This window comes from Arthrobacter sp. S41, assembly GCF_004320535.1.
Classification (GTDB): domain Bacteria; phylum Actinomycetota; class Actinomycetes; order Actinomycetales; family Micrococcaceae; genus Glutamicibacter.
Genome location: NZ_SIHY01000001.1, coordinates 192,408 through 217,672, shown reverse-complemented (window position 1 = coordinate 217,672; position 25,265 = coordinate 192,408). Strand labels below are relative to the sequence as shown.

At 55.1% G+C, this 25,265-nt stretch carries 22 protein-coding genes and 1 pseudogene; 7 read left to right on the top strand and 16 right to left on the bottom strand.

The genetic code is table 11. The annotated features are described in order from the left end of the window. Window positions 1-72: 72 nt before the first annotated feature. Window positions 73-1,338, bottom strand: a complete 1,266-nt coding sequence (locus EYR88_RS01105; protein ID WP_131087909.1) for a maltose ABC transporter substrate-binding protein — start codon at window positions 1,336-1,338, stop codon at window positions 73-75. Window positions 1,339-1,603: 265 nt separating this feature from the next. Between EYR88_RS01105 and EYR88_RS01100 the strand changes: the two genes are divergently transcribed. Together EYR88_RS01100 and EYR88_RS01095 are read left to right on the top strand one after the other, a co-directional pair. Further along, entirely contained in the window at window positions 1,604-3,292 is a 1,689-nt protein-coding gene (locus EYR88_RS01100; RefSeq protein ID WP_131087908.1) for an alpha-amylase family glycosyl hydrolase, read from the top strand. Between the two features lie 118 nt (window positions 3,293-3,410). After that, a complete protein-coding gene (locus EYR88_RS01095) occupies window positions 3,411-4,424 on the top strand; it encodes a LacI family DNA-binding transcriptional regulator (RefSeq protein ID WP_131087907.1) in 1,014 nt (337 codons plus the stop codon). A 121-nt stretch (window positions 4,425-4,545) separates the two neighbouring features. On the opposite strand, the gene EYR88_RS01090 is transcribed toward EYR88_RS01095, so the two are convergent. Then, window positions 4,546-5,886 carry an MFS transporter gene (locus EYR88_RS01090; protein ID WP_131087906.1) on the bottom strand — a complete coding sequence of 447 codons (1,341 nt, stop codon included), beginning with the start codon at window positions 5,884-5,886 and terminating at the stop codon, window positions 4,546-4,548. 266 nt (window positions 5,887-6,152) lie between these two features. Between EYR88_RS01090 and EYR88_RS01085 the strand changes: the two genes are divergently transcribed. Continuing rightward, on the top strand, window positions 6,153-6,848 hold the full coding sequence (locus tag EYR88_RS01085) for a helix-turn-helix domain-containing protein (RefSeq protein WP_131087905.1): 696 nt from the start codon (window positions 6,153-6,155) through the stop codon (window positions 6,846-6,848). Between the two features lie 86 nt (window positions 6,849-6,934). On the opposite strand, the gene EYR88_RS01080 is transcribed toward EYR88_RS01085, so the two are convergent. From EYR88_RS01080 to EYR88_RS01070, 3 genes are all read right to left on the bottom strand, one after another. Then, the gene (locus EYR88_RS01080; protein WP_347559250.1) at window positions 6,935-8,164 is read right to left on the bottom strand and encodes an MFS transporter; all 1,230 of its coding nucleotides are present in this window, start codon (window positions 8,162-8,164) and stop codon (window positions 6,935-6,937) included. Between the two features lie 159 nt (window positions 8,165-8,323). Continuing rightward, window positions 8,324-11,377: an SMC family ATPase gene (locus EYR88_RS01075; RefSeq protein ID WP_131087903.1), complete on the bottom strand. Its 3,054-nt coding sequence runs from the start codon at window positions 11,375-11,377 to the stop codon at window positions 8,324-8,326. After that, on the bottom strand, window positions 11,374-12,540 hold the full coding sequence (locus tag EYR88_RS01070; RefSeq protein WP_131087902.1) for an exonuclease SbcCD subunit D: 1,167 nt from the start codon (window positions 12,538-12,540) through the stop codon (window positions 11,374-11,376). Before EYR88_RS01070 ends, EYR88_RS01075 begins: the two co-directional genes overlap by 4 nt. Before the next feature lie 51 nt (window positions 12,541-12,591). On the opposite strand from EYR88_RS01070, the gene EYR88_RS01065 reads away from it, so the two are divergent. Then, complete coding sequence (locus EYR88_RS01065) at window positions 12,592-13,530, top strand: hypothetical protein (RefSeq protein ID WP_131087901.1); 939 nt, start codon at window positions 12,592-12,594, stop codon at window positions 13,528-13,530. Between the two features lie 89 nt (window positions 13,531-13,619). Here the strand turns inward: EYR88_RS01065 and EYR88_RS01060 are convergent, their stop codons facing one another. From EYR88_RS01060 to EYR88_RS01040, 5 genes are all read right to left on the bottom strand, one after another. Continuing rightward, entirely contained in the window at window positions 13,620-14,621 is a 1,002-nt protein-coding gene (locus EYR88_RS01060; protein ID WP_131087900.1) for an exonuclease domain-containing protein, read from the bottom strand. Window positions 14,622-14,817: 196 nt separating this feature from the next. After that, window positions 14,818-15,315 (bottom strand): SRPBCC domain-containing protein, encoded by a 498-nt coding sequence (locus tag EYR88_RS01055; RefSeq protein WP_131087899.1) that lies wholly within the window; start codon window positions 15,313-15,315, stop codon window positions 14,818-14,820. A gap of 134 nt (window positions 15,316-15,449) precedes the next feature. Beyond that, complete coding sequence (locus EYR88_RS01050) at window positions 15,450-16,145, bottom strand: hypothetical protein (RefSeq protein WP_131087898.1); 696 nt, start codon at window positions 16,143-16,145, stop codon at window positions 15,450-15,452. Continuing rightward, complete coding sequence (locus EYR88_RS01045) at window positions 16,142-17,053, bottom strand: ABC transporter ATP-binding protein (protein ID WP_131087897.1); 912 nt, start codon at window positions 17,051-17,053, stop codon at window positions 16,142-16,144. Before EYR88_RS01045 ends, EYR88_RS01050 begins: the two co-directional genes overlap by 4 nt. 28 nt (window positions 17,054-17,081) lie before the next feature. Then, window positions 17,082-17,441: a GntR family transcriptional regulator gene (locus EYR88_RS01040; RefSeq protein WP_131087896.1), complete on the bottom strand. Its 360-nt coding sequence runs from the start codon at window positions 17,439-17,441 to the stop codon at window positions 17,082-17,084. Between the two features lie 329 nt (window positions 17,442-17,770). Between EYR88_RS01040 and EYR88_RS01035 the strand changes: the two genes are divergently transcribed. Genes EYR88_RS01035 through EYR88_RS01025 form a run of 3 tightly spaced genes read left to right on the top strand, consistent with a single transcriptional unit; the run spans window position 17,771 to window position 20,920 of the window. Continuing rightward, entirely contained in the window at window positions 17,771-18,388 is a 618-nt protein-coding gene (locus tag EYR88_RS01035; RefSeq protein WP_131087895.1) for a DUF4956 domain-containing protein, read from the top strand. Next, window positions 18,385-19,158, top strand: coding sequence for a polyphosphate polymerase domain-containing protein (locus EYR88_RS01030; protein WP_131087894.1), 774 nt, complete (start codon window positions 18,385-18,387; stop codon window positions 19,156-19,158). The genes EYR88_RS01035 and EYR88_RS01030 overlap by 4 nt, the downstream gene beginning before the upstream one ends. A 7-nt stretch (window positions 19,159-19,165) precedes the next feature. Beyond that, the gene (locus tag EYR88_RS01025) at window positions 19,166-20,920 is read left to right on the top strand and encodes a CotH kinase family protein (RefSeq protein WP_131087893.1); all 1,755 of its coding nucleotides are present in this window, start codon (window positions 19,166-19,168) and stop codon (window positions 20,918-20,920) included. Between the two features lie 76 nt (window positions 20,921-20,996). On the opposite strand, the gene rdgB is transcribed toward EYR88_RS01025, so the two are convergent. The 6 genes and pseudogenes from rdgB to clpS all read right to left on the bottom strand — a co-directional run bounded on the left by rdgB (window position 20,997) and on the right by clpS (window position 25,237). Beyond that, window positions 20,997-21,632: an RdgB/HAM1 family non-canonical purine NTP pyrophosphatase gene (rdgB, locus tag EYR88_RS01020; protein ID WP_131087892.1), complete on the bottom strand. Its 636-nt coding sequence runs from the start codon at window positions 21,630-21,632 to the stop codon at window positions 20,997-20,999. Continuing rightward, the gene (rph, locus tag EYR88_RS01015) at window positions 21,629-22,363 is read right to left on the bottom strand and encodes a ribonuclease PH (protein ID WP_131087891.1); all 735 of its coding nucleotides are present in this window, start codon (window positions 22,361-22,363) and stop codon (window positions 21,629-21,631) included. Before rph ends, rdgB begins: the two co-directional genes overlap by 4 nt. A gap of 290 nt (window positions 22,364-22,653) precedes the next feature. After that, window positions 22,654-23,448 (bottom strand): annotated as a pseudogene (locus EYR88_RS01010) (MBL fold metallo-hydrolase); the annotation flags it as partial. After that, complete coding sequence (gene murI / locus EYR88_RS01005) at window positions 23,445-24,368, bottom strand: glutamate racemase (RefSeq protein WP_131087889.1); 924 nt, start codon at window positions 24,366-24,368, stop codon at window positions 23,445-23,447. The gene murI and the pseudogene EYR88_RS01010, both read right to left, overlap by 4 nt. A 3-nt stretch (window positions 24,369-24,371) precedes the next feature. Next, window positions 24,372-24,950 (bottom strand): DUF2017 domain-containing protein, encoded by a 579-nt coding sequence (locus EYR88_RS01000; protein ID WP_131087888.1) that lies wholly within the window; start codon window positions 24,948-24,950, stop codon window positions 24,372-24,374. 2 nt (window positions 24,951-24,952) lie between these two features. Next, window positions 24,953-25,237 carry an ATP-dependent Clp protease adapter ClpS gene (gene clpS, locus EYR88_RS00995; RefSeq protein ID WP_131087887.1) on the bottom strand — a complete coding sequence of 95 codons (285 nt, stop codon included), beginning with the start codon at window positions 25,235-25,237 and terminating at the stop codon, window positions 24,953-24,955. Window positions 25,238-25,265 lie beyond the last annotated feature (28 nt).

The following is a 25,265-nucleotide window of genomic DNA, read 5'->3' as shown; positions in this document are numbered from 1 at the left end:
GATAGACGCCGGAGCCGGCGGCGATGGCCGTTCCGGCTCCAGCGTTATCGGTACTACTTTGAGCAGGCGAGCCTACTTGTTGATGGCCTTTTCGATATCTTCGGTCATCTTCTTCCAACGCTTGGTTGGGTCGGCCTTGCCAGTGATGATTTCAGCTTCAGCAACACCCCAGTATTCCCATACCGCTGCCATCTCTGGAACGTTTGGCATTGGAACACCGTTGGCGCCTACTTCGCCGAAGGCGGCGATCGTCTTGTCAGACTTGGCGGCTTCGAATGCTGCCTTATTTGCAGGTGGACGGTTGCCAACTTCGTACAGCTCGGTCTGAACTTCTTCGGTACCGATGTAGTTGGTCAGGAACTCAGTAGCTGCCAGCAAGTTTTCGGTCTTCGATGAGACGAAGAAGCCCTGAACGGCAACAAATGGCTGCGCTTCTTCTCCACCGGCACTTGGGATTGGATCAATAGCTAGGTTGATCTTTCCCTTTTCGGCCGCTTCCACGTTCCATGGACCAGTCAAGAGGAATGGTGAGTCGCCCGAGGCGAACTTTTCCTTGGCAATGTCAGCGTCGATGCTGGTCTTTAGAGTTCCAGCCTCACCCTGCTCTGCCAGCCACTTGGCGAATTCAACGCCACCCTCGTTACCAATCTGCAGGTCCTTCGGGTCGTACGCACCGGTGTCATCGGTTCCGAAGACTGGAGCGCCAAACGAAGTCTGGAATGGGTAGGCGTGGAATGGGTCGCCCACTTCGGTGACCTGCACCAGGAATGGGAACTTGGTGTCTGCCTTTTTGCCAGCAGCGATCATGTCGTCAAAGGTTTTTGGGGCTTCCTTGACCAGGTCTGCGTTGCGCAGTAGGGCCAAGTTTTCGGTGGCATATGGCACGCCGTAGCTCTTGCCTTCGTAGCTCATGGCGTCGACGGAAACTTCTTGGAAGTCACCAGCCTTGTCCCCCAGCTCAACTGGCTGAACTACACCGTTGTTGACCAGGTTGCCCAACCAGTCGTGGGCGCCGATGGTGATGTCGGGGCCCTTGCCGGTAGGAACCTGACGCAGGAAGTCTTCCTGGATCTTGGAGAAGTCCTTGACGACCAATTTCACTTTGACGCCGGACTGCTTCTCGAAGTCGGCGGCTGCTTCTTTGAGCACTGGCTGACGGTTTGCGTCAACCCAAACGGTTAGCGATCCACCGGAGGCGGCAGCTGGTGAGGATTCTGCGGCAGCAGGGCTAGAGGATGGTTGGGTTGTTGAACCGGACCCGCCGCAAGCAGTCAGTGATAGAGCTGCAATTGCAGTCAATGCTCCGCCAAGTAGCCAAGGGTGTTTGTTCACCTTCATGGAATGTCCTTTCGTGACAACTTTGTCCGATGGGCCGGTGACGTTACGGTTTTCCGCAGAGCCGCCGGTGAAGTCTAAAAATGCGAGTGCGCATAATTTGTAAGCGTTTCCAGAGTGGCACAGATCACGAGACTTGGCAAGACAAAAGATAAAAAATCCGATTCTTAGGCAAAGTAGACAGATACTGGCGCTCAGCGGACGTTATTCATGAAAAGCAAGAATGCAAGCGTTTACAATCAAGTCGTCATCTATTATCGTTACCGTCATGACTCAAACACGTACCGACGTTGAAAACCTCGCTGAATCCAAAGATGCGCAGTGGTGGCGCTCCTCGGTGATCTATCAGATTTACCCTCGCTCCTTTGCTGATTCCAATTCGGATGGCATGGGCGACCTAAAGGGCATTACGCAACGGCTAGAAAGCATCGCAGAACTTTCTGTTGACGCCATCTGGCTCTCACCTTTCTTCTCGTCTCCGCAGAAGGACGCCGGCTACGACGTCTCCAACTACTGCGATGTAGACCCGTTATTCGGTACCCTTCAGGACTATGACGCAATGGTGGCGAAGGCGCATTCGTTAGGCTTGAAGGTCATTGTTGACCTTGTTCCTAACCACTGCTCTGATCAGCACCCATGGTTCCAAGAAGCCCTTGCGGCAGCTCCCGGCTCCCCCGAGCGAGATCGCTTTATGTTCCAGGACGCCCCGGAAACGGGCCTTCCAAATAACTGGGAATCGGTCTTTGGTGGACCTATGTGGAACGCCACCACTAACCCAGACGGAAGTGTAGGCCAGTCCTACCTCCACGTTTTTGATTCTTCGCAGCCCGACTTTAATTGGAAGAATGAGGAAGTTCGGGCTATGTTCCGCGATGTCCTTCGCTTCTGGTTAGATCGTGGCACCGATGGCTTCCGCGTTGATGTGGCTCACGGGTTAATCAAGGCTGAGGGCCTACCGGACTTCACCCCGAATCCGATGGCAGCTTCCATGGGCGGCACCGAAGAACTTGCACCATGGTGGGGTCAGGATGGTGTTCACGAGATCTACCGCGACTGGCGCAAGGTCATCGATGAATATGACGGTGAGCGTGTCTTGTGTGCAGAAGCTTGGGTTAATCCACTCTCGCTGATGGCCAAGTGGGTTCGCCCAGATGAGATGCATCAGGCATTCAACTTCCCGTACCTGTCTTGCGACTACGACGCGCAGCAGATCCGCGAAACCGTCGATGAGTCGCTGAAAGAATTTGGCGCGGTCGGAGCACCAAGCACCTGGGTATTGTCCAACCATGACGTGGTCCGTCATGCCACCCGCTTGGCACTAACGGACGAAAATCCTCAGGGTGAAGGCATCGGTCCAAAAACCCCTAACCTTCCGGATCCTGCGGTCGGCCTGCGCCGTGCACGTTCTTCAACCGCGCTCATGCTTGCCCTACCCGGTGGCGCCTACCTTTATCAGGGTGAGGAGTTAGGTCTTCCGGAAGCAATCGATCTGCCCGACGAAGCACGCCAGGACCCGACTTGGTTCCGCACCAACAAGGAACGCTACGGCCGTGATGGTTGTCGAGTTCCTTTGCCATGGGAAGCCGAGGGAGCCTCGTTCGGGTTTAGCGACAACGGCGAAAGCTGGTTGCCTCAGCCTGCCCAGTGGGCGTCTTTCGCTCGCTCGGTCCAACGTGATGATCCCGATTCCACGCTGAGCCTGTACCGAAAGCTACTGGAGCTACGCAAGACGCACAACCTAGGTGCGGGTCAGCTGACCTGGGTCACCGATGAACAGCCAGATCTGTTGGCATTTACCAACGGCAAGATCCTGGCGATAGCCAACTTCGGTCAGTCACCGTTGGATCTTGGGCAGCTGGCAAATGGCGCGCAAGAACTAGTGCGCAGTCAGCCTGCAACGGATGCGGAGAACGGGAGCATCCCTGCGGAAACCACCATCTGGTTCTTGCTGCCTTAGTAAGGTCACATGGTGCTTGTTCTATTGAGAGCACCGGTACTGTTGAAAAGTGGCCGCGGTCTGGAGATATTTCATCTTCATCACCACCGCGGCCACAAACACTTAGGAAGGACTTATCGTGGCAGGGATTAAAGATGTCGCTGAAGCGGCCGGAGTCTCTATCGCGACCGTCTCTCGCGCCTTATCGGGACGCGGCTCCGTCTCGTCCTCCGCGCAAGAGGCAGTGCAACATGCTGCCGCGGAACTGGGATATGTAGTTTCGTCCTCGGCGTCTGGCCTCGCCTCAGGACGCACCCGAAATATCGGAGTCTTAGTTCCGGTCATCAATCACTGGTTCTACGCCAGCGTGCTGGAAGGCATTACCAGCTCACTGATGAACGAAGGTTATGACACCACGCTGTATCAGCTGACCAAAGACCGGGCACAACGCGAAAAGATCTTCTCGGACTTCCTACTCCGTCAGCGTGTGGATGCGGTGATCGCGGTCAACGTTGAATTGGATACTGAAGAAGTCCAGGCGCTACACGCCTTGGATAAGCCTTTGGTTGGAGTCGGTGGACCGCTTCCCGGTGTTCCGACTTTGCATGTTGATGATGAAGGTATCTCCGCATTGGCCACTCAGCATCTAATTGCTTTAGGCCATGAACGTATTGGATTTATTGGTGGCAATGAAGAAACCGACGTTGACTTCAGGGTCCCCAGCCATAGACGCACCGGTTATGAAAGCGCACTGAAAGATGCTGGAATTCCCGTAGACGATTCTTTGTGTGTTGGTGCAGACTTCACCATGCCGCACGCCTACACGATTGCCAAACAATTGCTCGGCAGCCCGGCTGCTCGCCCGACGGCAGTGTTAGCCGCCAGTGATGAAATGGCCATCGGTGCCATACTCGCGGCCCGTGATCTGGGGTTGCAGGTCCCCCATGATCTATCAGTGATTGGCGTGGATAACCATGACCTCGCTGAGATGTTTGGTCTAACTACCGTCGAGCAGCGTCCACATGAACAGGGAAATCTTGCTGTCGCGATGTTGCTTCGGGCCATTCGCGGTCAGGAGCCGGCGGCAGCTCATGAACTGGAGCACCGTCTGGTTGTACGCTCCTCAACCATGAAGCCGCAGCCTACTTCTTAGCTTGTTCGTACCTGGAGCTACGGTAAGTAATTCTTCTGAAGTCGATAGTACAAAAAACTGCCCGAGTAACAACTGGAATGAGATCCAGCCGCTACCCGGGCAGTTTGTCGTTCAGTGTCTTCTAGAGCGCGCCTTCCAGATCAGCGGAAGTTCCCTCAACCTCTTCCACATTCAGGTTTCGGCCACGCGTCTCGCCGGCCCACAATACGGCACCGACCGAGATGACCGTCAGAACCATAATGTAGATAGCGATGGAGATGGATGACTTGGTCGTTTCGAGCAAAATCTGCGCCACGGTGGCAGCAAAAGCGCCGCCAAGAATAGCGCCGAGTGCGTAGCCAATCGAGATGCCTGAGTAACGCACATGTGCAGGGAACATTTCGGCGTACATGGCCGACTGAGGTCCGTAGGACAGTCCCAATCCGACGGTTAGAACGAAGATTGCTACCGTGTACAGCACGATATTTCCCGTATCAACGAGCATGAACATTGGAATCATCCAAACAAACACCAGACCGTAGCCAATCACGAAGGTTGCTCGGCGTCCGATCACGTCGGAGAGCCAACCGCCAACCAAGGTGAAGATCAGCCAGCCAACCGAACCGATAGTGGTTGCCAAGAGCACCGGCGCCACTGGCATTTTGAGCACTGCAGTGGTGTAGGAAATGAAGAACGCGATCACCAAATATCCAGCGGCATTGTTGGAAATAAAGATCAGCGCGGCCTGGATTACCTGCTTGGTGTTTTTTGCCATCAGCTCGCGAAGCGGCGTGTGCTCGGCAGCTTTGCGTAGGGCCAGCTGCTTAAACACTGGGGATTCTTCCACAGCTCGGCGGATCACGTAGCCCACAAGAACAAGTACGACCGAGAGTAGGAATGGGATGCGCCAGCCCCAAGCCCCGAAGGCTTCGGGAGACATGGAAATTCGAAGAATGTAGAGCAAACCGGTAGCCAAGATCATGCCAATTGGCACACCGATCTGCGGGAAGGAACCGAAGTATCCGCGACGATTCTTGGGAGCGTGCTCCACGGCCATCAAAGCCGCACCGCCCCATTCACCGCCGGCCGAGAATCCCTGAATAACGCGAAGAAGCACCAAGAGGATTGGTGCTGCAATGCCAATGGATGCATAGGTTGGCAGCAAGCCAATCAATGCGGTGGCCACACCCATAAGAATCAGGGTGAGGACAAGAATTCTCTTGCGTCCGTAGCGGTCCCCCAAATGACCTGCTACCACCGCACCCAGTGGGCGGAAGAAGAACGAGATTCCGATCATTGCGAAGGAAAGAATCTGAGCTAGTCCAGGATTTGATGCACCGAGCGGTGCGAGGAATAGCGGGGTCAGAAGTGTTGCGGTGAGTTGTGCAAAGATGAAAAAGTCATACCACTCAATGGTGGTTCCCACGAGAGTGCCGGCGAGAACGCGACGCTCTTCCTGGGTGCGAGTGACTGTGGATGACATGGGCGCCCCTTGAAGCTTACTTTACCGACCGTTCGGACGGTTTATGATGCTCTCAATCATAAACACAGAGTGAAGCAGATCACAACAATCGCAGGTTTCTTGCCCAAACTCTGAATGCAGAGCTATAGACCGCGCTCGAAAAGAATTCGGTGTTCTAATAGAGAACGACTAAAATTTCGAATAAGAGCAACTATTCAGCAGTCGCAAGGCTCACAGCGAAGGCGCGTGGAGGCATTGGAAAATGCCGTGTGCCAGATTGAAGTTTCATGCCTACCTCTCAGACGCTTTCCCGCGGAATCCGCGTCCTAGAAATCGTCGCCAATTCGCCGGTGCATCTGTCTATCGCGGAGATTGCCGAAAAGCTTGAAGTGCACCGTTCCATTGCATACCGAATCATCCGGACTCTAGAACAGCATCACCTGCTCAACCGTGATGACGCAGGGCATATCCGTTCTGCTTCGGGTCTTGCCGTACTTGCCCGTTCGGTACAACATGACCTTCAAGCGATCTCCACAGTAGAACTCACCACGTTGGCCAATGAACTGTCTATGACAGCATTTGTTGCCGTCTGGGAGTACGACTTGTGCACCACCTTGCAATCCGTTGCACCCCTAAATTCGCAGCGCGCTATTGTCCACCGTCCCGGATCGGTGCACGGCATGGATGTAGGCGCTGCAGGCATCGCAATTCAATCGCATTACAGCAAAGAGCAATGGGACTCGCTGGAAAGCACCGTGGACTACCGCGACGCGGCGGTTCAGGCACGCCTCGACGGCTACGCCACCAGTGAGGATGAAGTTATCCAAGGCGTAACTTCCATCGCTGTCCCGATTGCCCAGCCTGGTCAGACCCCTGCCGCCTTGGCTGTAGTTTTTGCTAGCAGCACTGTTGATAGCTTCGAACCAATCATCGAGGAACTCAAACTGGCAGCACAACGCATTGCCGACAAGCTTTCTGCCTAATCATCGGCACAACGGCAAAAGGCGACCCCGCGATGAATCGTGTTTCACGATTCACTGCGAGGTCGCCTGTTCAGTTTCTAATGGAACTAGCGCACCCGCGAGAGCGACGGAGCTTTGGCAACGATAATCTTCATTGCCAGGGCCGCGAGGAAAATAACGGCAGCACCGCCGCTGGATACCCAGAACGCTCCGAGGTAGCCCAGCGAATCAGCAAAGACACCGGCCAAGCCGTTGCCGATGGCCGTGCCAACAACAATGCCGGCGGAGAGCATAGTCATCACCGTAGATAGTCGGGCAGCCGGAGCAACTTCCCCACCCAGAGTCATGACCGTGACAATTACCGGTCCTACGGCAAAGCCAGCAACAAACAACGCCACGACCATCCATGGTGTGCTTGAGGCCAGGTGAAGACCGAAGCTCAAAATAGTCAGCAAAGCACCGCAGAGAACCCAACGGTTGATCTGCCTAAAGTACTGTGGCCAGGCGGCAACAGAAATGGCTGCGATGGCACTGGACAATCCCATGGCACCATAGAGCAGGCCACCCTGGTTCGAGTTTCCCTGTTCCCCGGCAAAGGCCAAGGTGCCGGCGGCAGAGGAACCAAAAACAGTTCCCAGTGCGATCATGCCCAGGACCAGCGCACTGATGGCAGCAACTTGAGCTCGAGTAATTGACACCTTTGGTGCACTCTTCGCGCCAGCTACCGGCTTCACTACATTTCCGGTGCGGTGCGTGGCGAAAATTGGAACCAGCACTAGCGTCAGAATGGCGGCTAAGTACAACGGCAGCACAGGATCAACCAGCGAAGCCAGCAAGCCGACTGCCACCGGACCGAACACAAAGCCCAATTCATCAAACATGGATTCAAGGCTTAGTGCAGCCGAAAGCACTTTGGGATTTTTCTGCTGCTGGCGGGTCATGGCAATCCACCGAACACGAGACATCGGGCCAACCTGAGGTCCCGTTGCTCCGGTAATGAGACACATAAGAACCAGCAACGGCACAGACAGTTCTGGTCCGCTGGCGCCAAGGAGGGTAAGCAAGACCAGCAAAACACTATGGATCAGAGAGACGGCCACCAAGATGGGACGCTGACCAAAACGGTCAGCAAGGTAACCAACGCTAGGCCCGCCAACGGCAGAGCCTAAACCAACCATGGCAGCAGCAAGACCGCCCAAGGCATACGTGCCGGTGGTGGCTGTCACCAGGGTCATGGACCCGATGGTAAGCATCGCCAGAGGAAGGCGAGCAAAAAATGTTAGCGGTAGGAACGGTGCTCCTACCAGGGGAACGAGTGCAGAGTAACCGGATTTCATCGCTGAATCCTCACGGTTTCCTTTGGACAACGCATATTGAGTCAACAAAACTCCATAACGAAGCGTACGTCGTCCCGCGCCCCCCGACGTACAAAATTTCCCAAGCATGCCTAATGGCACTACCTTCAAGATAGCTAGCCGGGCGGAACAAGTCCAGTTCTAGAGACTAAGGGTAAGCAACCCCTCACGTTGGATCGTTGAACCGTGCTGAGTCTTGAGCACCGAGACGCGATTAGTAATGCGCTGCTTCATCTCTGCCACATGCGAAACCAGACCGATGGTCCGCCCACCAGCTCGCAGATTTTCCAAGGCCTGCATGACTTCTTCCAACGTTTCGGCATCGAGGGAACCGAAACCTTCATCAACAAAGAGCGTTTGCATATCCACCGCTCCAGAATGGTGGGAAATCACGTCGGCCAGCCCGAGGGCCAGCGCCAGTGAAGCCATAAAGGTTTCACCGCCGGATAGGGTCTGGGTTTCGCGATATTTGCCGGTCCATGAATCTAGGACACGCAATCCAAGACCAGATTTTGAATTGCCTTGCTTGGAGTCGTCGTGGTGCAGTGAATACCGCCCACCACTCATGGCATCAAGACGTTCAGTTGCCGCGATGGCCACTTCTTCTAAACGGGCGGCCAGCACATAGGTACTCAAGGTCATCTTGTACAGATTCTCGCCTCCACCTCGAATGACCTCAGCTAGGGACCGCAACCGCCGATAGGACTCGATGACCGGTCCGGCATCCGCGCGCAACTTCTCAAGTTGACCGACCGACTCGTTGTGGCGTTCCAGTCTGGTTTGCGCTAGAACAACACGTTCGCGGGCCACTTCAAATTGCTCCTCCGCGGCGCGGGCCAATTGGGCGGCTTCTAGGATCTGCTCTTCATCAGGTGCTCGGAGACCGTCAGTCTCAAGTTCCAGTGCTTTGCGGCAATCTTCAGACTGTTCGAGAGTGGCAATGGCACTGGCTAGATCCGCGTCGGTTTGCTGGATCTGTCGCAGCTGTTCACGCTCTGGTGCATCAAGCAAGGCGGCCTCAAAGTCAGCCAGAGTGGCAAAACCTGCACCAGTTCGTTGTGTATTCCACGTGGCTTCGGCTTTATTTAAAGCCGCGACTGCGTCATGAAGCAGCTGTAAAGACTGCACGGCTCCAGACAGTCCATTGGATTGTTGCGAAAGTTCTGCGACCAAGGCTGCGAGATTATCTTTACCTTGGCGTAGTTCTGTCAGCTTGGCGTCCAACTGCTTCAGCTGCTCCGCCAGCGATTGGGCGTTTTGCACAGCGGTGGCGTGCTCCAGCGTCACCTGCGCAACGCGGGCCGTTAGCTGTTCGACGCGTTGGCGTACCTGCTCCAGTTTTTTCACTCGTGCAGCCACTTCAGTCTGGCGCTTTGTAGCTTGCTCCAGCGTCTTTTGTGTTTCCCCAAGGTCAAGACGTAGCTGCTCCACGGTGTTTTCGCCGGCAGCCTGCTGAGCCGTCTCCAATTTTGCTAGGAGCATGTCTCGGCTTTGTGCGGTCTTTTGTCCTTGGGAACGAGCACTTGCCACGGCGGCTTCAAATTCCAAGATTTGTTCATCATCAATCAGCGCAGCATCGGCATCAGCCTGTGCCGGTGCCGGATGTTCTGCCGAACCGCAGACCAAGCAAGGTTGCCCATCTTCCAACGCCGCGGCCAGTCGCAATGCGCTTTGGTTTAGTTGCTCTGTGCGCAGAGCTAACAAGCTTTTTTCGGTGTCAACAATCTTCAGTTCTTGTGCACTGGCCTTTTCGCGGGCTGAAAGAACCTTTTTCTCTAAATCATCACGGACCGTCGCATGCCCAATTTGGGTTACGAGCAGCTGCTGGCGCTCTTTGACTTGTTGTAAATTTTCACCCGCGGCCACTTGGTCCAGGTCTTCGGCCTCCAGCTTTTCTCGTTCAGTTTTCAGCTGAGCTACTTCAGCCTGAGCTTTGTCCCGGGTCTGCTTATGCTCTGTTGCCAGCTGTTCTGCTTTGCCGACTTGAGCCGCCAGCAACGTGCGCTTCTGTTCTTCTTCGACAGCAGATTTGGCCACGGCGTGTTCTTCGGCTGCCACCAGCGCGCGCTCTCGAAGATCTTCGAGGGCTTGAATATCAGATCCGCAATCTAGTTCAAGCGCAGTGTTTAGCCACAACTGATGTTTTTCCCACGACAAGGTGCTCTCGTGCTTGGTCGTCTGTGCAGTTTTGACCTGCGCCAGGTAGGCCTGCACCGAGACTGCCTTGACGTCATGTTCCAATTTGCTGGCTGCGATCGTTGCGCCTTCATGCTGTTGGGCATAACGAGTCTGTGTTGCGCGCAGTTCGCCCAGTCGCGCAAATACTCTTTGTTGCTCTTCTAACTTCTTAGCGTCCTGAGCAGTTCGCGTCTTTTGTACCCGCAGCTTTTGCGCTTCTTCATCCGCCTGCGCTCGCAAGACATCGATGCGGCGGTGAAAATCAGCAAAGCGGTCATCGACACTTAGTAGCGCCGCATCATCTTGCTCTTCGGAGTTCGTCGGAACTTCCCTACCAGCTAAGAACGCGGCGGCTTCAGCGGCAATGGATTCTTCGCTGGCGCTTAGACGTGCCTCAATGGTCTCCGTGTTTTTGCGTTCTTCGGCCAGCCTGGCGGCAAACTCTTCTTCAATCCGCGCGTAATCGCTCGTGTCGAATAGGTTGGCCAATAGGTCTTCGCGGTCCTTGGCCTTGGCACGTAAGAAATCTGCAAAACCACCTTGCGGGAGCATGACCACTTTGGTGAATTGCTCACGGTCCAGTCCCATGAGACTGCCCAAGACATGGCCAACTTCATCGTTACGCGTCGACAGTTCCTTCCACCCGCTACCGGTGAACTCGCGCAGCAGGCTAGATGCCTTCTGTTCAGTTGTCTTGTTCTTGCCACGCTTTGACGGGCGCATCCATGCCGGTGATCGAGTGACTTCAAATCGGCGATCACCAATGGTCAGTTCACAAACAATTTCCGGCGCCAAGTCTGACGCTGCGTGGTCTGAACGGATTTGTCGGCTTCCAGTTCGGCTACCGGGCAGCGAACCGTAGAGCGCATAACAAATTGCGTCCAAGATACTTGATTTACCAGCTCCGGTGGGGCCATCAAGGAGGAAGAGTCCCCCGTCAGCTAGTTCATCAAAGTTAATCTCTTCACTGCCTGCGAAGGGACCAAACGCCTGAATTTGAAGTTTATGGATTCTCACTGGCTAACCTGCGATTCTCGGGTGGCACGGATGACCGAAGTGATGACTTCACGTTCTGGTTCATCTACAGAACGTTCACGCACATGCTCCATGAAGTCGCTGACTACTTCTTCGGTACTGGCCGCCTTGGCCATTCGTTCTGCATAGCTTGACGGCTTTTCTTTGTCATCTGCACCCTCCGGCGCAAAGTTCAGCACCACGGTATCCGGGAAGCGTTCGCGGATTACTGTCATGGCATCCGCTGGCCGTTGCGAATCAGTGAGCGTGACCTGACACCAGGCGGTGGTGGCGAATTCAAGAGCAGGATCACTGAGCAGATCTGCCAGTTTGCCTTTGAGCACCGCTAACTTTTTCGGCACGGTCAGCAAGATTTCTTGGATTGATTCAATGCCTTGAGCATTGGTGTCGATAAGCCACACACCTTTGGTTTGATTCACTTCAGAGAATGAATAAGCCAAGGGTGAGCCCGAGTAGCGGACATGCTCACGGACTTTCTGTCGCCCGTGGAGGTGCCCGAGCGCGGCATAGTTGAAATGCTCAAATAGCTCGACCGGTACCACATCAAGGTTGCCGGTGCTGAGTTCGCGTTCTGAGTCGCTTCCGATTCCTCCCGCGGCAAATAGATGAGCCATGGCGATTGATACAACCGGTTTGTCGATGCCAGTCCTCGTCTTCAGATGCTCATCGATGGTTCCAATGGCCGCGCGAACCACTGCTTCATGGCTGGCCTTGGTGACACCCAAACGCTCCATGACCATTCGTGGTTCCAAATATGGGATCCCATAAATCAGAACCTGGTGGTCTTCAGCTTCACGAACTACCGGAATGAGCATGCGGTCAAGATCCGCAATGATGTGCACCCCAGCGCTGTCCAAAAGGTCAGCACCAAATCCTAGACGAGACGCTGAGTCGTGGTTTCCGCTGGTAATCACGATGGTGGCACCTGTGGCGCGTAGTTCTCGCAAAACCCAGTTGCACAGCTGGACGGCATCCACATGCGGAAGAGCACGATCATAAATGTCACCTGAGATCAGCACCACCTCAACCTGCTGATTGATGGTGATGTTAATAATCTCTTGCAACACGGTTCGTTGCGCTTCGAGCAAGGAGGCACCGTGAAAGGTCCGTCCCAAATGCCAGTCTGAAGTGTGAAGCAATCGCATGTTTCCAACCATATGCAATAACAGGGACAACTTGGACATTAGAATAGAGGTGTGAATGAAACCGGTGAATCTGCAGTCCTGCCAGAGAACTACTCAGACAAGGTGTTTGCGATCTTGCTCGGCCTAGCCGACGGCGCAACCCACGCCCGTGACGACATCGATCCCGGAGCCACCGAAATCCTTCCGCTCTACATGGCCGATGGCCTGCTAGAAGCGTTGGAGTGGGCTCGTGACGGTGTTGCTAGCGATGAAGCCGCCTGTATGTGGCTGGCTGCACTTCGCGGCTACAAAAAACTTACCGGGTCCTTCCCGGCCGGCGCTCCGGAACCCCTGAGCCGCTGGATTGATAAGGAATTCCCTAAGGTCGAGATCTTCGAGAAGATCGCCGACGGAGACCCGAAGAACATTGCTGGGCTAAACAGCGTAGAAATGGGCCATCCAGGCCGCCCAACTACGCCGGGTGCTGACTCCACGGGTGTGTTGCCTCGTGCAGCCATTACCGCGTTGTTGGCTCGCGTTCCTGTGGGCACCACCGAGTCCTTGGCTCGTTCCGCTGCCTTCCTAACCCACGACGTTCAAGCAGCAAAAAGCGCTGTTGCCGCGGCGAAGATTCTTCGCACCGCGATCGAGCGCAGCGAAGAGTCCGCTGGCGAGTGGGAGTCACTGCTCGAAGGCCTTGAAGGACCGTCGGCTGATGCCCTTCGTGAAGTGGTCACCAAGATCCGCGAGAACATTAGCCTGTCCCCATCAGCAGCCTACGACGCTTACTTTGGTGAGAATGCTGTTGAAGAATCCGAGGAATCTGATGTCTCGGCAGCTCCGGAGTCGATCATTGCCGATCCAGAAGTTCGGGATCCAGAGGTTGACGCTTACGCCGTAGCTTTGCTGGCTGCGATCTATGGAACCGAAGCTGTCGGAGATCGTCCGGCCAGCGCGTTGGATGACATAATTTCTGAATTGCACGATCGTTGGATGGATCTAGTCGCTTAGCCATTGCACTGAACCATGACGAACTGAAGGCCGGCTCATTGAGCCGGCCTTCAGTTCGTTAATGCTGAAATTATTTGACGGGTTGCGAACTAGACGGTCAGTCCGAAGCCGCCAACCATTTGCATAAATTCGCCTTCGGAAATAATCGAAACTTTCTGACCATTTTCGCGCAGGCGCAGTACGTGTTTTGCCTTGTTGGTCAATCTGCCGTTGGCAAGATCCTCAGGAACAAAACCGTCACCAACCACCAGTGCCGTGGTGGCACGGGTTACCCGCGAAGCAGTTTGCGCACCGTTCTCCGCAGCCAATTCTTTGGCTTGTGAACGGGGCAATGCCAAGTTGCCGGTGAACACCATGATCTGCCCGAACAATGGATGACTTGGGTCAGCGTCGTGGTTTGGCGTCGGGTTAGGACCTTCTTGCGGCCAATTATTAAACGCATCTTGGGGAGGCAAGGGATGACCCGATGCCAGCCAGCCTTGAGCGTCGCGGGTTGCCCGCGAGTATTCGTCGCCTGGCAGCCAGGCCGAGGTCAGTCCGAGGCGAACACCGTAGTGGTCAGCGGTCTCTAGCAGTGACTCAAAGCCTGCGCGTTCGGCGATATCGATCATTGCCCAGGCACACGCTACGGAGTCGGCGAGCGCCTCGTGGTGATTCTCGATGGGGTGCCCTGCTTCTTCAGCGACGAAGGGCAGTGAGTAACTCGGTAGGTCGTAGGCCTTACGCGAAAGTTTCACCGTGCAGAGGTGAGCGATTTCCGGTACGCGGATCCCACTGGCTTCAGACGCAGCACGGATGACACCTGAATCAAAGGAGGAATTGTGGGCGACCAGTACGTCAGGCCCGATGAAGTCCAGTAGCGCTGGCAGTAGCTCGGTAACGCGCGGAGCATCAACCACCATGTCTGGGGTGATGTGATGAATCGATACGTTGCGCGGGTCAAAGTGGTCAAAGCCCACAGGCGGCTTCATGAGCCACTGTTTGGTTTCAACGATCTGCCCGGAACGGACTTTGACCAGACCCACCGAACAGGCGGAGCCGATAAAACCGTTTGCTGTCTCAAAATCTACTGCTGTGAAGTCCAATGCCACGCCCAATAGCTTACTCTCCTTAGCTCAAGACTCGGCATTCAAGACCTCGGCTAGGTTCGAAGGGAATCTGCCAGGTTGCATCGACCCGGCCGGCGTTTTCCTTGCATGTCAGTGCTGACGTGCGTGTATTACCCATGGCCCGAAAACTGGGAGGTTCTACCAAGGCAGGGCATCTCACATTGGAGTGGTGCGTGGTTTATGAGTTGAACAGCGTCTTATAGTATTCGCTCAGTCCCGGATAGTAGTTAGGTTCAAACACCACAAGGACAGCGTCTTTTCCACTCACGGCAGCGACCAGTCGGTCCAGATAAAATTCCCATCCAGGTCCCACCGAGGAGGCCATCTGCGGATCAAGTCCGGGCATCCGGAAGACCAATTCGCTCCCCTCGTCCCGAGATTCGATGTGCAGTTCCAGCAGCCAGATTTCGTTGCCCTCGCCCGTGCGAACTTCCAAATGCAAGGCGCGCTGGTCGCAATCAACAATCTCCACCGACTCTGTGGGTGAGCCTTCTTCGGCACTGAGCGTGACCTGTACCCGCCGGTTCGCGGGCTCCCCCTGCCAGGTTCCAAACCACTGATCTAGATAGTCCGAGTCAACGAGGTACCGCCATAATTCAGTGGTGCTGATCCCGAAAGAGCGCCGTAATTCCAAGACATCCAAATGATCTCGCGTCCCCGTTCCTTGGATACTCATGGCGGTTCTCCTACGCGATAGCGGCGGCATTGTCGAAGTCTTCAAAGAGTAACAAGAGTCTCTTAGCCAGACAGAGCAATGCCCCCGCCAGTGGCGAGGGCATTGCAATTGATGTACCCGTTCTATTACAGCAATCAGGCGGTGGCTTTGCGCAAGGTGAGATATGAACCAGCAGCCATCAGTACAGCTGCGAGCGCACCCCACAGGCTGACAGACCCGGCAGTCCAAGTCAACGCCCAGCTCCAGAACTGATCCCAGAAGCTCGTGAAAGTGAACAAAGCGATAATGCCCAGGATCAGCAATCCCAACAGAGTAAAGAAGACCACCATGCCGGCATGGCGCCAGCGCATGTAGATGGTTGCGATAAAGAACCCAACCATGAACAGCAGGACCATTAGCACGAAGTAGAACATGATCTGGATGAACCCGTTATTGTCGGCAATCCATTGCAGTGCGAAGAATCGTCCGTCAAGTCCCCACCCGCCGGTAGCGGTTTCCACCAAACCCATGAGGTAGTAGAAGACCGAGAGTACTAGGGCACAGACCGAGAACAGCATTAGGGTACCCAAGTAGAAGGTACGTCGCGAGATGCTCATCGCCATGGAGAATGGGAATGTCATCGTCAGCGCTTGAATACCAAGCGCCAGGAAGTACCACATGGGTGCCTGAGCTCCGCCGCCATACAGCACGCCGTCCCCTCCGCTTCGGCGAACCAACCACCAAATAGCCACAGTAAAGAGGAACGCACTGATCAGGATCATCAGCGGAATACCGATAAAGGTGGCTTTATTGATCAGCTGCATGCGCGCAACTTTCATGATGCGGTTCATGCTCGTGCCTCCGTTCTTTCATCAGTTCCTTCGTTGGTGCTCAACGCACTGCGAACCACCAGCTGCTGCAGTGAGACTGGGCTCAAATCCAACCCCATGAGCTTTGCTTGTTCGCGTTGGTCCGCGCTGAGCTTGGCCTTGATGGTCACGCTGGCCAGCGCGCCCAGTGAATCACGGTGCAGTACGTCGGCCGCCCCAATGAATTCTTGGACCCTCTTCGCATCGCCGGTTACGGTAACAGCGGCCCCACGCAGCTCTTCAGCGTCACTGTCCACTACGATCCGGCCCTTGTCGATCACGATGACGTGTTCAAGCAGGTTCGCCACCTCATCGATCAAGTGGCTGGAAAGCACGATGGTCCGCGGATACTCGGCAAAATCTTCAACCAGGCGGTCGTAGAAGATCTGCCGTGCCACGGCATCCAAGCCCAGATACGGTTCATCAAAGAAGGTGATCTCGGCGCGAGAAGCCATGCCGATGATGACGCCGACAGCGGAGAGCTGACCGCGGGATAGCTTCTTGATCCGGCGCTTGGTAGGCAAGGCGAAGGCCTCAACGAGATCTTGAGCAAGTTGCTCGTCCCAGTTCTCGAAGAACATCGCCGCGGCTTTGAAAGCTTGATGGACTTTGAAATCGTCGGGGTACTTTTGCGATTCGCGAATGAAGCAGATGCGCGAAAGGATCAGGTCATGCTCGAATGGTTCGTGCCCGAAGATGTGCGCCGTGCCCTGATCAGGGTAGTTCTGTCCGGTTAGGATGGACATCAGTGTGGTCTTGCCTGCGCCGTTGCGGCCGAGCAGCCCGTAGATCCGGTTAGGTTCCAAATCCAGAGTCACATTGTCCAGGGCGCGTACGTCTTTATACGTCTTGCTCAGCTCGCGGGTGGCGATCGCTGTTGATCGAGTCATGCCGTTCCTCCCTACCTCGTGATGGTTTTTAGCCTGCTGAACCGGTCTTGATCATGGATACCAGTTCTTCGATGCCGATGCCGAGCTTGGATGCTTCGGCGGTCAGTGGTGCGATGAATTGCTGTTGGAATTTCTCGCGGCGCTTTTCGCGTAACCGCTGTGGCGCGCCCTGCGTGACAAACATGCCGATCCCCCGCTTCTTGTAGAGCAGCCCGTCTTCCACCAATCGATTAATGCCTTTGGCAGCCGTCGCTGGGTTGATCCGGTAGAAAGCCGCGAACTCATTGGTTGATGGAACTTGCGCTTCTTCAGCTAGAACACCAGAGATGATGTCGTTCTCGATCAGCTCAGCGATCTGCATGAAAATCGGTTTCGAATCATCGATCATGCTGGCCCCTCTCCGTGCTCAAACCCACCAGGTTAGTTAGTGGGTTAGTTACTCATGCAACTAACCATAGAACCCATTCTGGTAGAGCGCAAGCCGTGACCCATTTTTCCTTTCTGGGCATTCTCATAATCAATGCATACGAAAGCCAAAATTTCGTTGAAATTCCTCAGCATTCCGCGCTTTTAACTGCTGTAAAACAATCCATTTTTCTTGTCCGAGAGTTCCCTTTGACCTGTGCCTTAGGTTCTACAAGTGGTCGTCCTACGAATCACACAGTAATGAATTCAATGCTTATTGCAGCCCCCCTTCCGAAAACATCAAGGAAATTCATGAACGTCTTGCTCTTTGCCGCTGTCGATATCGCTGCCATTCTGATCCTCACCTTTGGCCTGTACCTTCGTCGCCACCGACGCCGAGATTTGGCGGTGTCCTACATCGGAATCAACATCGGTGTTTTCGCCGTCGCCACTGCACTGGCCGGAAGCACCGTAAGCGCCGGATTGGGCATGGGTTTGTTCGGAGTTCTCTCGATCATCCGCCTACGCTCAACCGAGCTGGAACAGCACGAGATCGCCTACTACTTCTCAGCTCTGGCCATCGGTCTGATCACCGGCATGGGCCCAACCCCCATCTGGCTGCCACTGGCCTTGGTCGCACTCATCCTTATCGCCATGCTCATTGCCGATCACTCCAAGGTTCTGCCTACCTACCGACACCAAGAAGTCATTCTGGACCGTGCCATCGCTAACGATGCTGAGATGTTTGCCCACCTGAGCCTGCTCTTCGGCGGAGCAACCATTCACCAGGCCGTTGTTCAGCAGCTGGACTTGGTCAATGACAAAACCATCGTCAAGGTCCGTTATTCACAGGCCAACGATGCCCTACCAACCTCAACTTCGACGCGTTCGATTGAGAACCATGAGGTTATTTCGGAGCAGGCACGATGAATTTCACCGACAGTTTAGAAAACATCAGTCTTGAACAGCTCAACGAGGCCGCCGCTTTACAAACCCGCACCGACCGCAAATACATATTGACCGAGCAGCAGGCAGAACAGGTACTTCCCCTCCTAGCCCAGCAAGCACTGGTCCTGTCCATTGATGGACGCCGCTCATCGGACTACACCTCGGTCTACTTTGATACCCCTGACCTAGCCAGCTTCCATCTAGCCGCCCACCCGCGTCGACGTCGCTTTAAGATACGCACCCGTAGCTACATGGATACGCAGCAGTGCTATCTGGAAGTCAAAACCGAAGGTGCCCGTGCACAAACGGTCAAAGAACGCATCGAGCATCCCTTTATCGCTCGGGACGCGCTGAGCGAGAATTCGCTGAACTACATTCAAGAGACTTTGGACCACGAGCTAGGAAGCTGTCCCATCCTTCCCAGTGCACTGACACCAGTGATCGATTCTTCCTATACCCGTACCACCTTGTATCTGCCACAAACCAATAGCCGGGTGACGGTGGACGAGAACTTGGTATGGCGGGATCCAAAGTCAGGCTTCCAGCTTGAATGCAACGAGATCATCGTGGAAACCAAATCAGCTATGAATGCTGGGCCTGCCGACAAGTTGTTGTGGAGCCGCCAAATCCGGCCTTCGCGGATCTCAAAGTTTGCCACCGGTATGAGCCTGCTGCATAAGCATCTTCCAGCCAACCGCTGGCACAACACCACCACACATAAAATTTCCACCGCAGTATCCCTGCATCCTTAGGAGCATCATGATTGACTCACCCAAACATCGGGCGCAGTCCCCAGGTCGTTTCTCCGTGAAATCACCACGCGTCTTAACTGCCGTTGCCTCATTGTCCATTGGCGCCCTAGCCTTGGCCGGTTGCAGCAATGCTGCCTCCGCGCAAAGCGTGGTCAACACGGATATCAGTACCGAAACATCAGCCTTCTTTAATGCCGATTCGGTGCACGAGATCAGTGTGACCGCGGAGCATGATGACATTACCAAAGCACTCAAGGCTTACGCAGCTGATGGAACGAAGGACTGGATCTCGGCCGACGTGACCATTGATGGTCAGACCTTCAAGAATGTCGGCATGAAGCTCAAGGGCAACTCCACGTTGCGTGGAGCTGACGAATCATCGGATGCTGCCACCCTTCCGTGGGTTTTGCGGTTGGACAAATTTGAAGAGAACCAAAGCTACTCAGGGCGAACAGAATTTGTTGTTCGCACCAACTCCAGTGAATCCTCACTCAATGAGGCCGTAGCCCTTGATTTGCTCGGCGAGGCAGGACTTGCCACCGAGCACGCCGCGGCCACACGATTCAGTCTCAATGGTTCCGACGCTGAACTGCGTTTGGTGATCGACAACCCGTCCGATGAGCTCTACAGCGATGAAACCTTTGAGGGTGATGGCATCACGTACAAGGCAGATGCTGACGGTGACTACTCCTACCGAGGGGATTCAGCAAGCGACTACGAATCAGCCTTCGAAGTTGAGGCAGGTGAAGATGATCTAACTCCCATCGCCACGTTCCTGGACTTTGTGAATAACTCTTCAGATGAAGACTTCGCCAGCAAGCTCTCCGAGTATCTCGACACCGACCAATTTGCCACCTACTTGGCCATGCAGGATCTGGTCTCCAACACAGATGACATTGACGGCCCAGGCAATAACTCGTTCTTGCGCTACGACACGGCAACCAAGAAGATGACCGTCGTGGCGTGGGACCAGAACCTATCCTTCGGTTCGATGCCAGGTGGCATGGGCGGAGCAATGGGTGGAAACGGCGGCGGTCCAGGAAAGATGGACGCCGATTCATTGTTGACCAGCATGCTGCCTGATGGACTCAAGCTAGCGGATGCCAAGAAGCAGATTGCTGCTGGCACGGTTCCTGACGGTATGGAACTGCCTGAACAGATGAAGCTTGAGGACGGCACCAAGCTCATTGATGTTCTCAAGGATCTGGTTGATGGCGACATGCCGGACGGGCTCACCTTTGGTGGAGGCGGTGGTGGCCAGCGTCCAGAGATGAACGGTGACGGTGGTGCACCGGGTGGGAACATGACTCCCCCAGATCAGAATTCAACAGATGATTCCAAAACCACTGACTCCAAGGCCACTGACTCCACGTCTACGGACACTGGCGATAACAAAGCAGCTGGCGGCCAGGGCGGCGGCAAGATGGGCGGAAAATCTAACCCGCTGGTAACCCGCTTCTTGGCTGATGAAGATTTCAAGGCGCAGTATGAGTCAGCAAAAACTGAGCTTTCCGACAAGCTCTACGCCTCGGGAACCGCTGAAGAAATTCTTAAAAAGTGGACCGACCTGCTGACCAGCGAGGCCAGTGATCTGGTTGATTCAACGACGGTGACCAGCGAAGCAGATTCGATCCGCACGCACTTCACCTCTGATTCGGCTGATAGTTCTTCATCTACGACCCAGCAGCCATCAACCGCTCCAAGATCTGAGGAGGATGACGCCGCACCAAGCGCATCAACTTCAGCAGCTACTGATTCCTAAGCATCACTTTTCCCAAAAGTCAGGCCAGCATCCCGGTACAGGGATGCTGGCCTGACTGCTTAGAATCGCTAAGAACTTAGTCTTGCTTCAAGGCTTTGTCAACGGCCTCGACAATCACGGGGAGCAAGACTGCAAAAGCACGTGCTCGGTGCGAGATCGCGTTCTTTTCTTCCGGCGTGTGCTGTGCCATCGACTTGCCAGCACCCACAGGTTCAAAGATCGGGTCATAACCGAAGCCATGTTCACCAGCACGTTCGGTGCGTAGCGAACCTTCAACCTTACCCAGCTCAACGTGCTCGTCACCGGCCGGGGTGGCCAGCGCCGCGGCACAGACAAACTGTGCCCCACGGTGCTCTGCGGCTATATCGCCAAGCTGCGCAAGCAACAGGTCAATATTCGCTTCATCATTGCCGTGGACACCGGACCAACGCGCCGAGAAGATTCCCGGAGCTCCGCCGAGCACATCTACGCTCAAACCCGAATCATCGGCGAGCGCAATGAGTCCGGTAGACGCAGAGATTTCGCGGGCCTTCTTTAGCGCATTGCCTTGGAAGGTTACTTGGTCTTCTACTGGATCTTTTGCGCCGGCAGTTGCGGCGTCAATGACCTGAGTATCAACATCCAGTCCGGGCACTTGTCCGCGCAGCAGTTCGCGTAGTTCACGCAGTTTGCCTTGGTTATGCGAAGCAAGGACTAGAACTGGCTTGCTCATTTGGTGTTCTTCAGAGTTTCGCGCTGGATCTGAGCCAGCTCGTTGGTTCCGCTCAAAGCTAGATCCAACAGCTCATCAAGTTCGGAACGCTTGAACGGTGCACCTTCGGCAGTACCCTGAACCTCAACAAAATCACCGCTTCCGGTAACTACGACGTTCATGTCGGTTTCTGCACGCACGTCTTCTTCGTAAGGCAGGTCCAACATTGGGGTGCCGTCGATGATGCCTACTGAGATGGCAGCGACCGAGTCGGTGAGCACCTGGGCGTTAGCCTTCACGATGCCCTGGGAACGAGCCCACGACAGTGCTTCCGCCAGTGCCACGTAGGCGCCGGTGATTGCCGCGGTGCGGGTTCCGCCGTCGGCCTGCAGTACGTCGCAGTCAAGCACGATGGTGTTTTCGCCCAGCGCCTTGGTGTCCACTACTGCGCGCAAGGAGCGGCCTATGAGTCGGGAGATCTCGTGGGTACGTCCCGACAGCTTTCCCTTGACCGATTCGCGGGAGTTACGGGTGTTGGTGGCGCGTGGCAGCATTGCGTACTCGGCGGTGACCCAGCCGGTGCCCTGGCCCTTGAGCCAGCGTGGCACACCTTCGGTGAAGGATGCGGTACACAGTACTCGGGTGTTTCCGAATTCAATCAGAGCCGAACCTTCGGCCTGAGCGGACCAGCCGCGGGTGATGGTGATATCTCGAAGTTGCGCGGCTCCTCGGCCGTCAGCACGTAAAGTCATAGTTCCATCCTAACCACGCTTGAGTGCAGCTGTTGCGCCGATGTGCCAAGAGTTGCGGTGAAATGCACCTCGCTTGTGGAAAACGAACAGCACCGCAGAATTGGACTGTCCAATTCTGCGGTGCTGTTTGTACTCTGGGTTCGTTACTTTTTGCGCTTGAGTAACGGGAACTTTCGAGTTTTTTCATAAGAAATTGTTGGCAAGGTACCGGTACGCGTCTTGAGGTAGTCGGTGCCGCGCTCCCCCTTGAACTGCACTGGTTCCTGATCTTGCTTCAGGCTTCCTGAGTACACTCCGTAAGTCACGCCAGATACAGCCACGGCAATGCCGCCTTCGTAGGTGCCCTTGGCTTCTTCAACCACCTTGTTGATGTCAGTCCATACCGGGATATGCGTCAGTAGCATGCGTTCAGCGCCCGCGGCCGTAGCCATTTCGCCGGCCCGCTTGCCGGTCAGGTGCACACCGTCAATGGCGTCGTCGCGGCCCTCTTCAAAGGCTGCTTCGCACAAGAACATGTCGGCATCTTTAGCTGCTTCAACTAGGCCGTCGCAGGTATCGGTGTCACCCGAGTAGGTCAGCACGCTGGTGAGCATTTCGCCATCAGGACCAGGCTCGGTGGCTTCCACACGCAGGGCGTAAGCCTCTTCGATTGGGTGGCGCACCGGAATAGGCGTGATCTTGAATGGGCCGATATTCACCGGCTTGCGCGGGGTCCAGACCTGGAAGTCATAGTCCTTGGCCATGGTGTCGCCGTCAGGCAACGAGTACGCCGTCTCAATACGATCGGCGGTATCTTTTGGACCGTGGACCAGCATGCGGTCTCGGCCCCACCCATTAGGATCCCAACGGATGGCCACATGCATGCCACAGAGGTCCATGCAGTGATCTGGGTGTAGATGGGAAACCATGATCCCATCGATATCTTTGATATCTGTGTAGCGCTGTAGCACGCCTAAAGCCCCGGAGCCCAAATCCAATAGGATCTTCCAGTCGCGGGTGCCATCAAAGGCCGACACCAGGTAGCAGGACGCAGGCGAGCCCGGTCCCGGGAACGACCCGGTACATCCAATGATGGTCAGCTTCATTCGTTTCTCGCTTTCGACGCGGCAATCATCTGCGGAGTGATCCGCGCGATGGCACCGGTCGGATAGTGGGCGGCTACATGGTCCACGTGACGCACCTGCAAAACCTCAGGTCCGAGGAAACGGCGAGCCAGTACACCAAAGCTATCAGCGTTGCCTGTGGCAAGGAACTCATGACTCGCCGGGCTGCCGTCTTCACGAACCAAGGAGTGACGGGTCAATGCGCGGAATGCGTCCTTGGCTGTTTCCTCGGCACTGGAAACCAAAGTGACGCTGTCCCCCATGACGTAGGAGATCACACCGGTCAGCAGCGGATAGTGGGTGCAACCCAAAATCAGCGTATCGACCCCGGCTTGCTGCAACGGTGCCAGATATTCTTGGGCGATCTCCAATAGCTCTGGTCCAGCAGTAATCCCGGATTCCACAAACTCAACAAATCGTGGGCAAGCAACCGAAGTCACTTGCAAGTCAGGAGCTGCGGCAAAAGCATCTTCATAGGCACGGGAGCCGACGGTCGCCTGGGTTCCAATAATACCGATTTTGCCTGTCTTGGTACCGGCTACGGCACGTCGAACGGCCGGCTGGATTACCTCAACGACGGGAATGCCATAGCGCGCGGTGTAACGTTCACGCGCATCGCGCAAAACGGCTGACGAAGCGGAGTTACAGGCGATCACCAAAAGCTTCACCCCGGCGTCAACCAGCTCGTCCATAACGCCCAGCGCATTGGCTCGCACCTGCGCGATAGGCAAAGGACCATAGGGTGAATTAGCCGTATCCCCAACGTAGATCAATGACTCACCAGGCAGCTGGTCGATAATTGCTCGGGCAACAGTCAGTCCACCCACACCGGAGTCAAAAATCCCAATCGGAGTATCAGAATCGGGAGCCGAAACCTGACCGGTGGCAAAATAAGAATTCATCGATTAAAGCTCCGCATCCATCAGTGCGTTGATCAAAGTTTCTTGGATCCACGAGACCAAGTTGTAAACCAAGGCCAAGTATTCGTCCGGGCTCTGCACCTCGGCGGCATCAAGAACCTCGGAAACTCTGGCTGCATCATCTTCGTTGCGGATCTCTAGACGCTCAGAGAGAACTAAACGAACGTCGTTAAGTGCTTGGGCGAAGCGCTGAGCGTTGTCTTTTTTCAAAACAATCTTGTCAGTTTCCATCAGGAATTGAGCTTCACGTAATTGACCGATCTTGGTTGTAATCAGATCTGCTTCGGTCAGTCGACGGTGCTCCGCGGCAACCACCGGATCCTCGCTAGCATCCGGCAGCAGACGGGCCAGCGCAGGATCTGCAACTGCAGGAAGATCCATGGACTCAGGCCGCATGCCGGTCAGCGCGTAGAGCGGATCAATGTCTTCGGGTAGCTGATGCACTTCGGCGCGATCTTCAAGCATCAAGATGACGTCATTAAACAGCTCTCGCAGTAGCTTGCGTTCAGGTGCATGGATGGTGCCGGTAATACCGTGCGCACCATATTTGAAGGCCTTGGCCACGTTTAGGCTCCCTGGGTCATGGTCGCGTTCAAGCCGAAACCGTGCATCGCTTGCACATCCGATTCAATGGCTTCGCGGCTACCGCTGCGCACCATGCAGAAACCATCGTGGTGCACCTGCAGCATGAGCTGTTCGGCTTTTTCCTTAGAGAAACCGAAGTATGAACGGAACACGTACGACACGTAGCTCATCAGATTCACCGGGTCATTCCACACAATCAAGCGCCATGGCTTTTCATTGGTGGCGACGGTTTCGATTTCGGGAAGTACATCGGGCATTGCGGTCATAAATTCCATTTTACGCTTGGATCGCCAA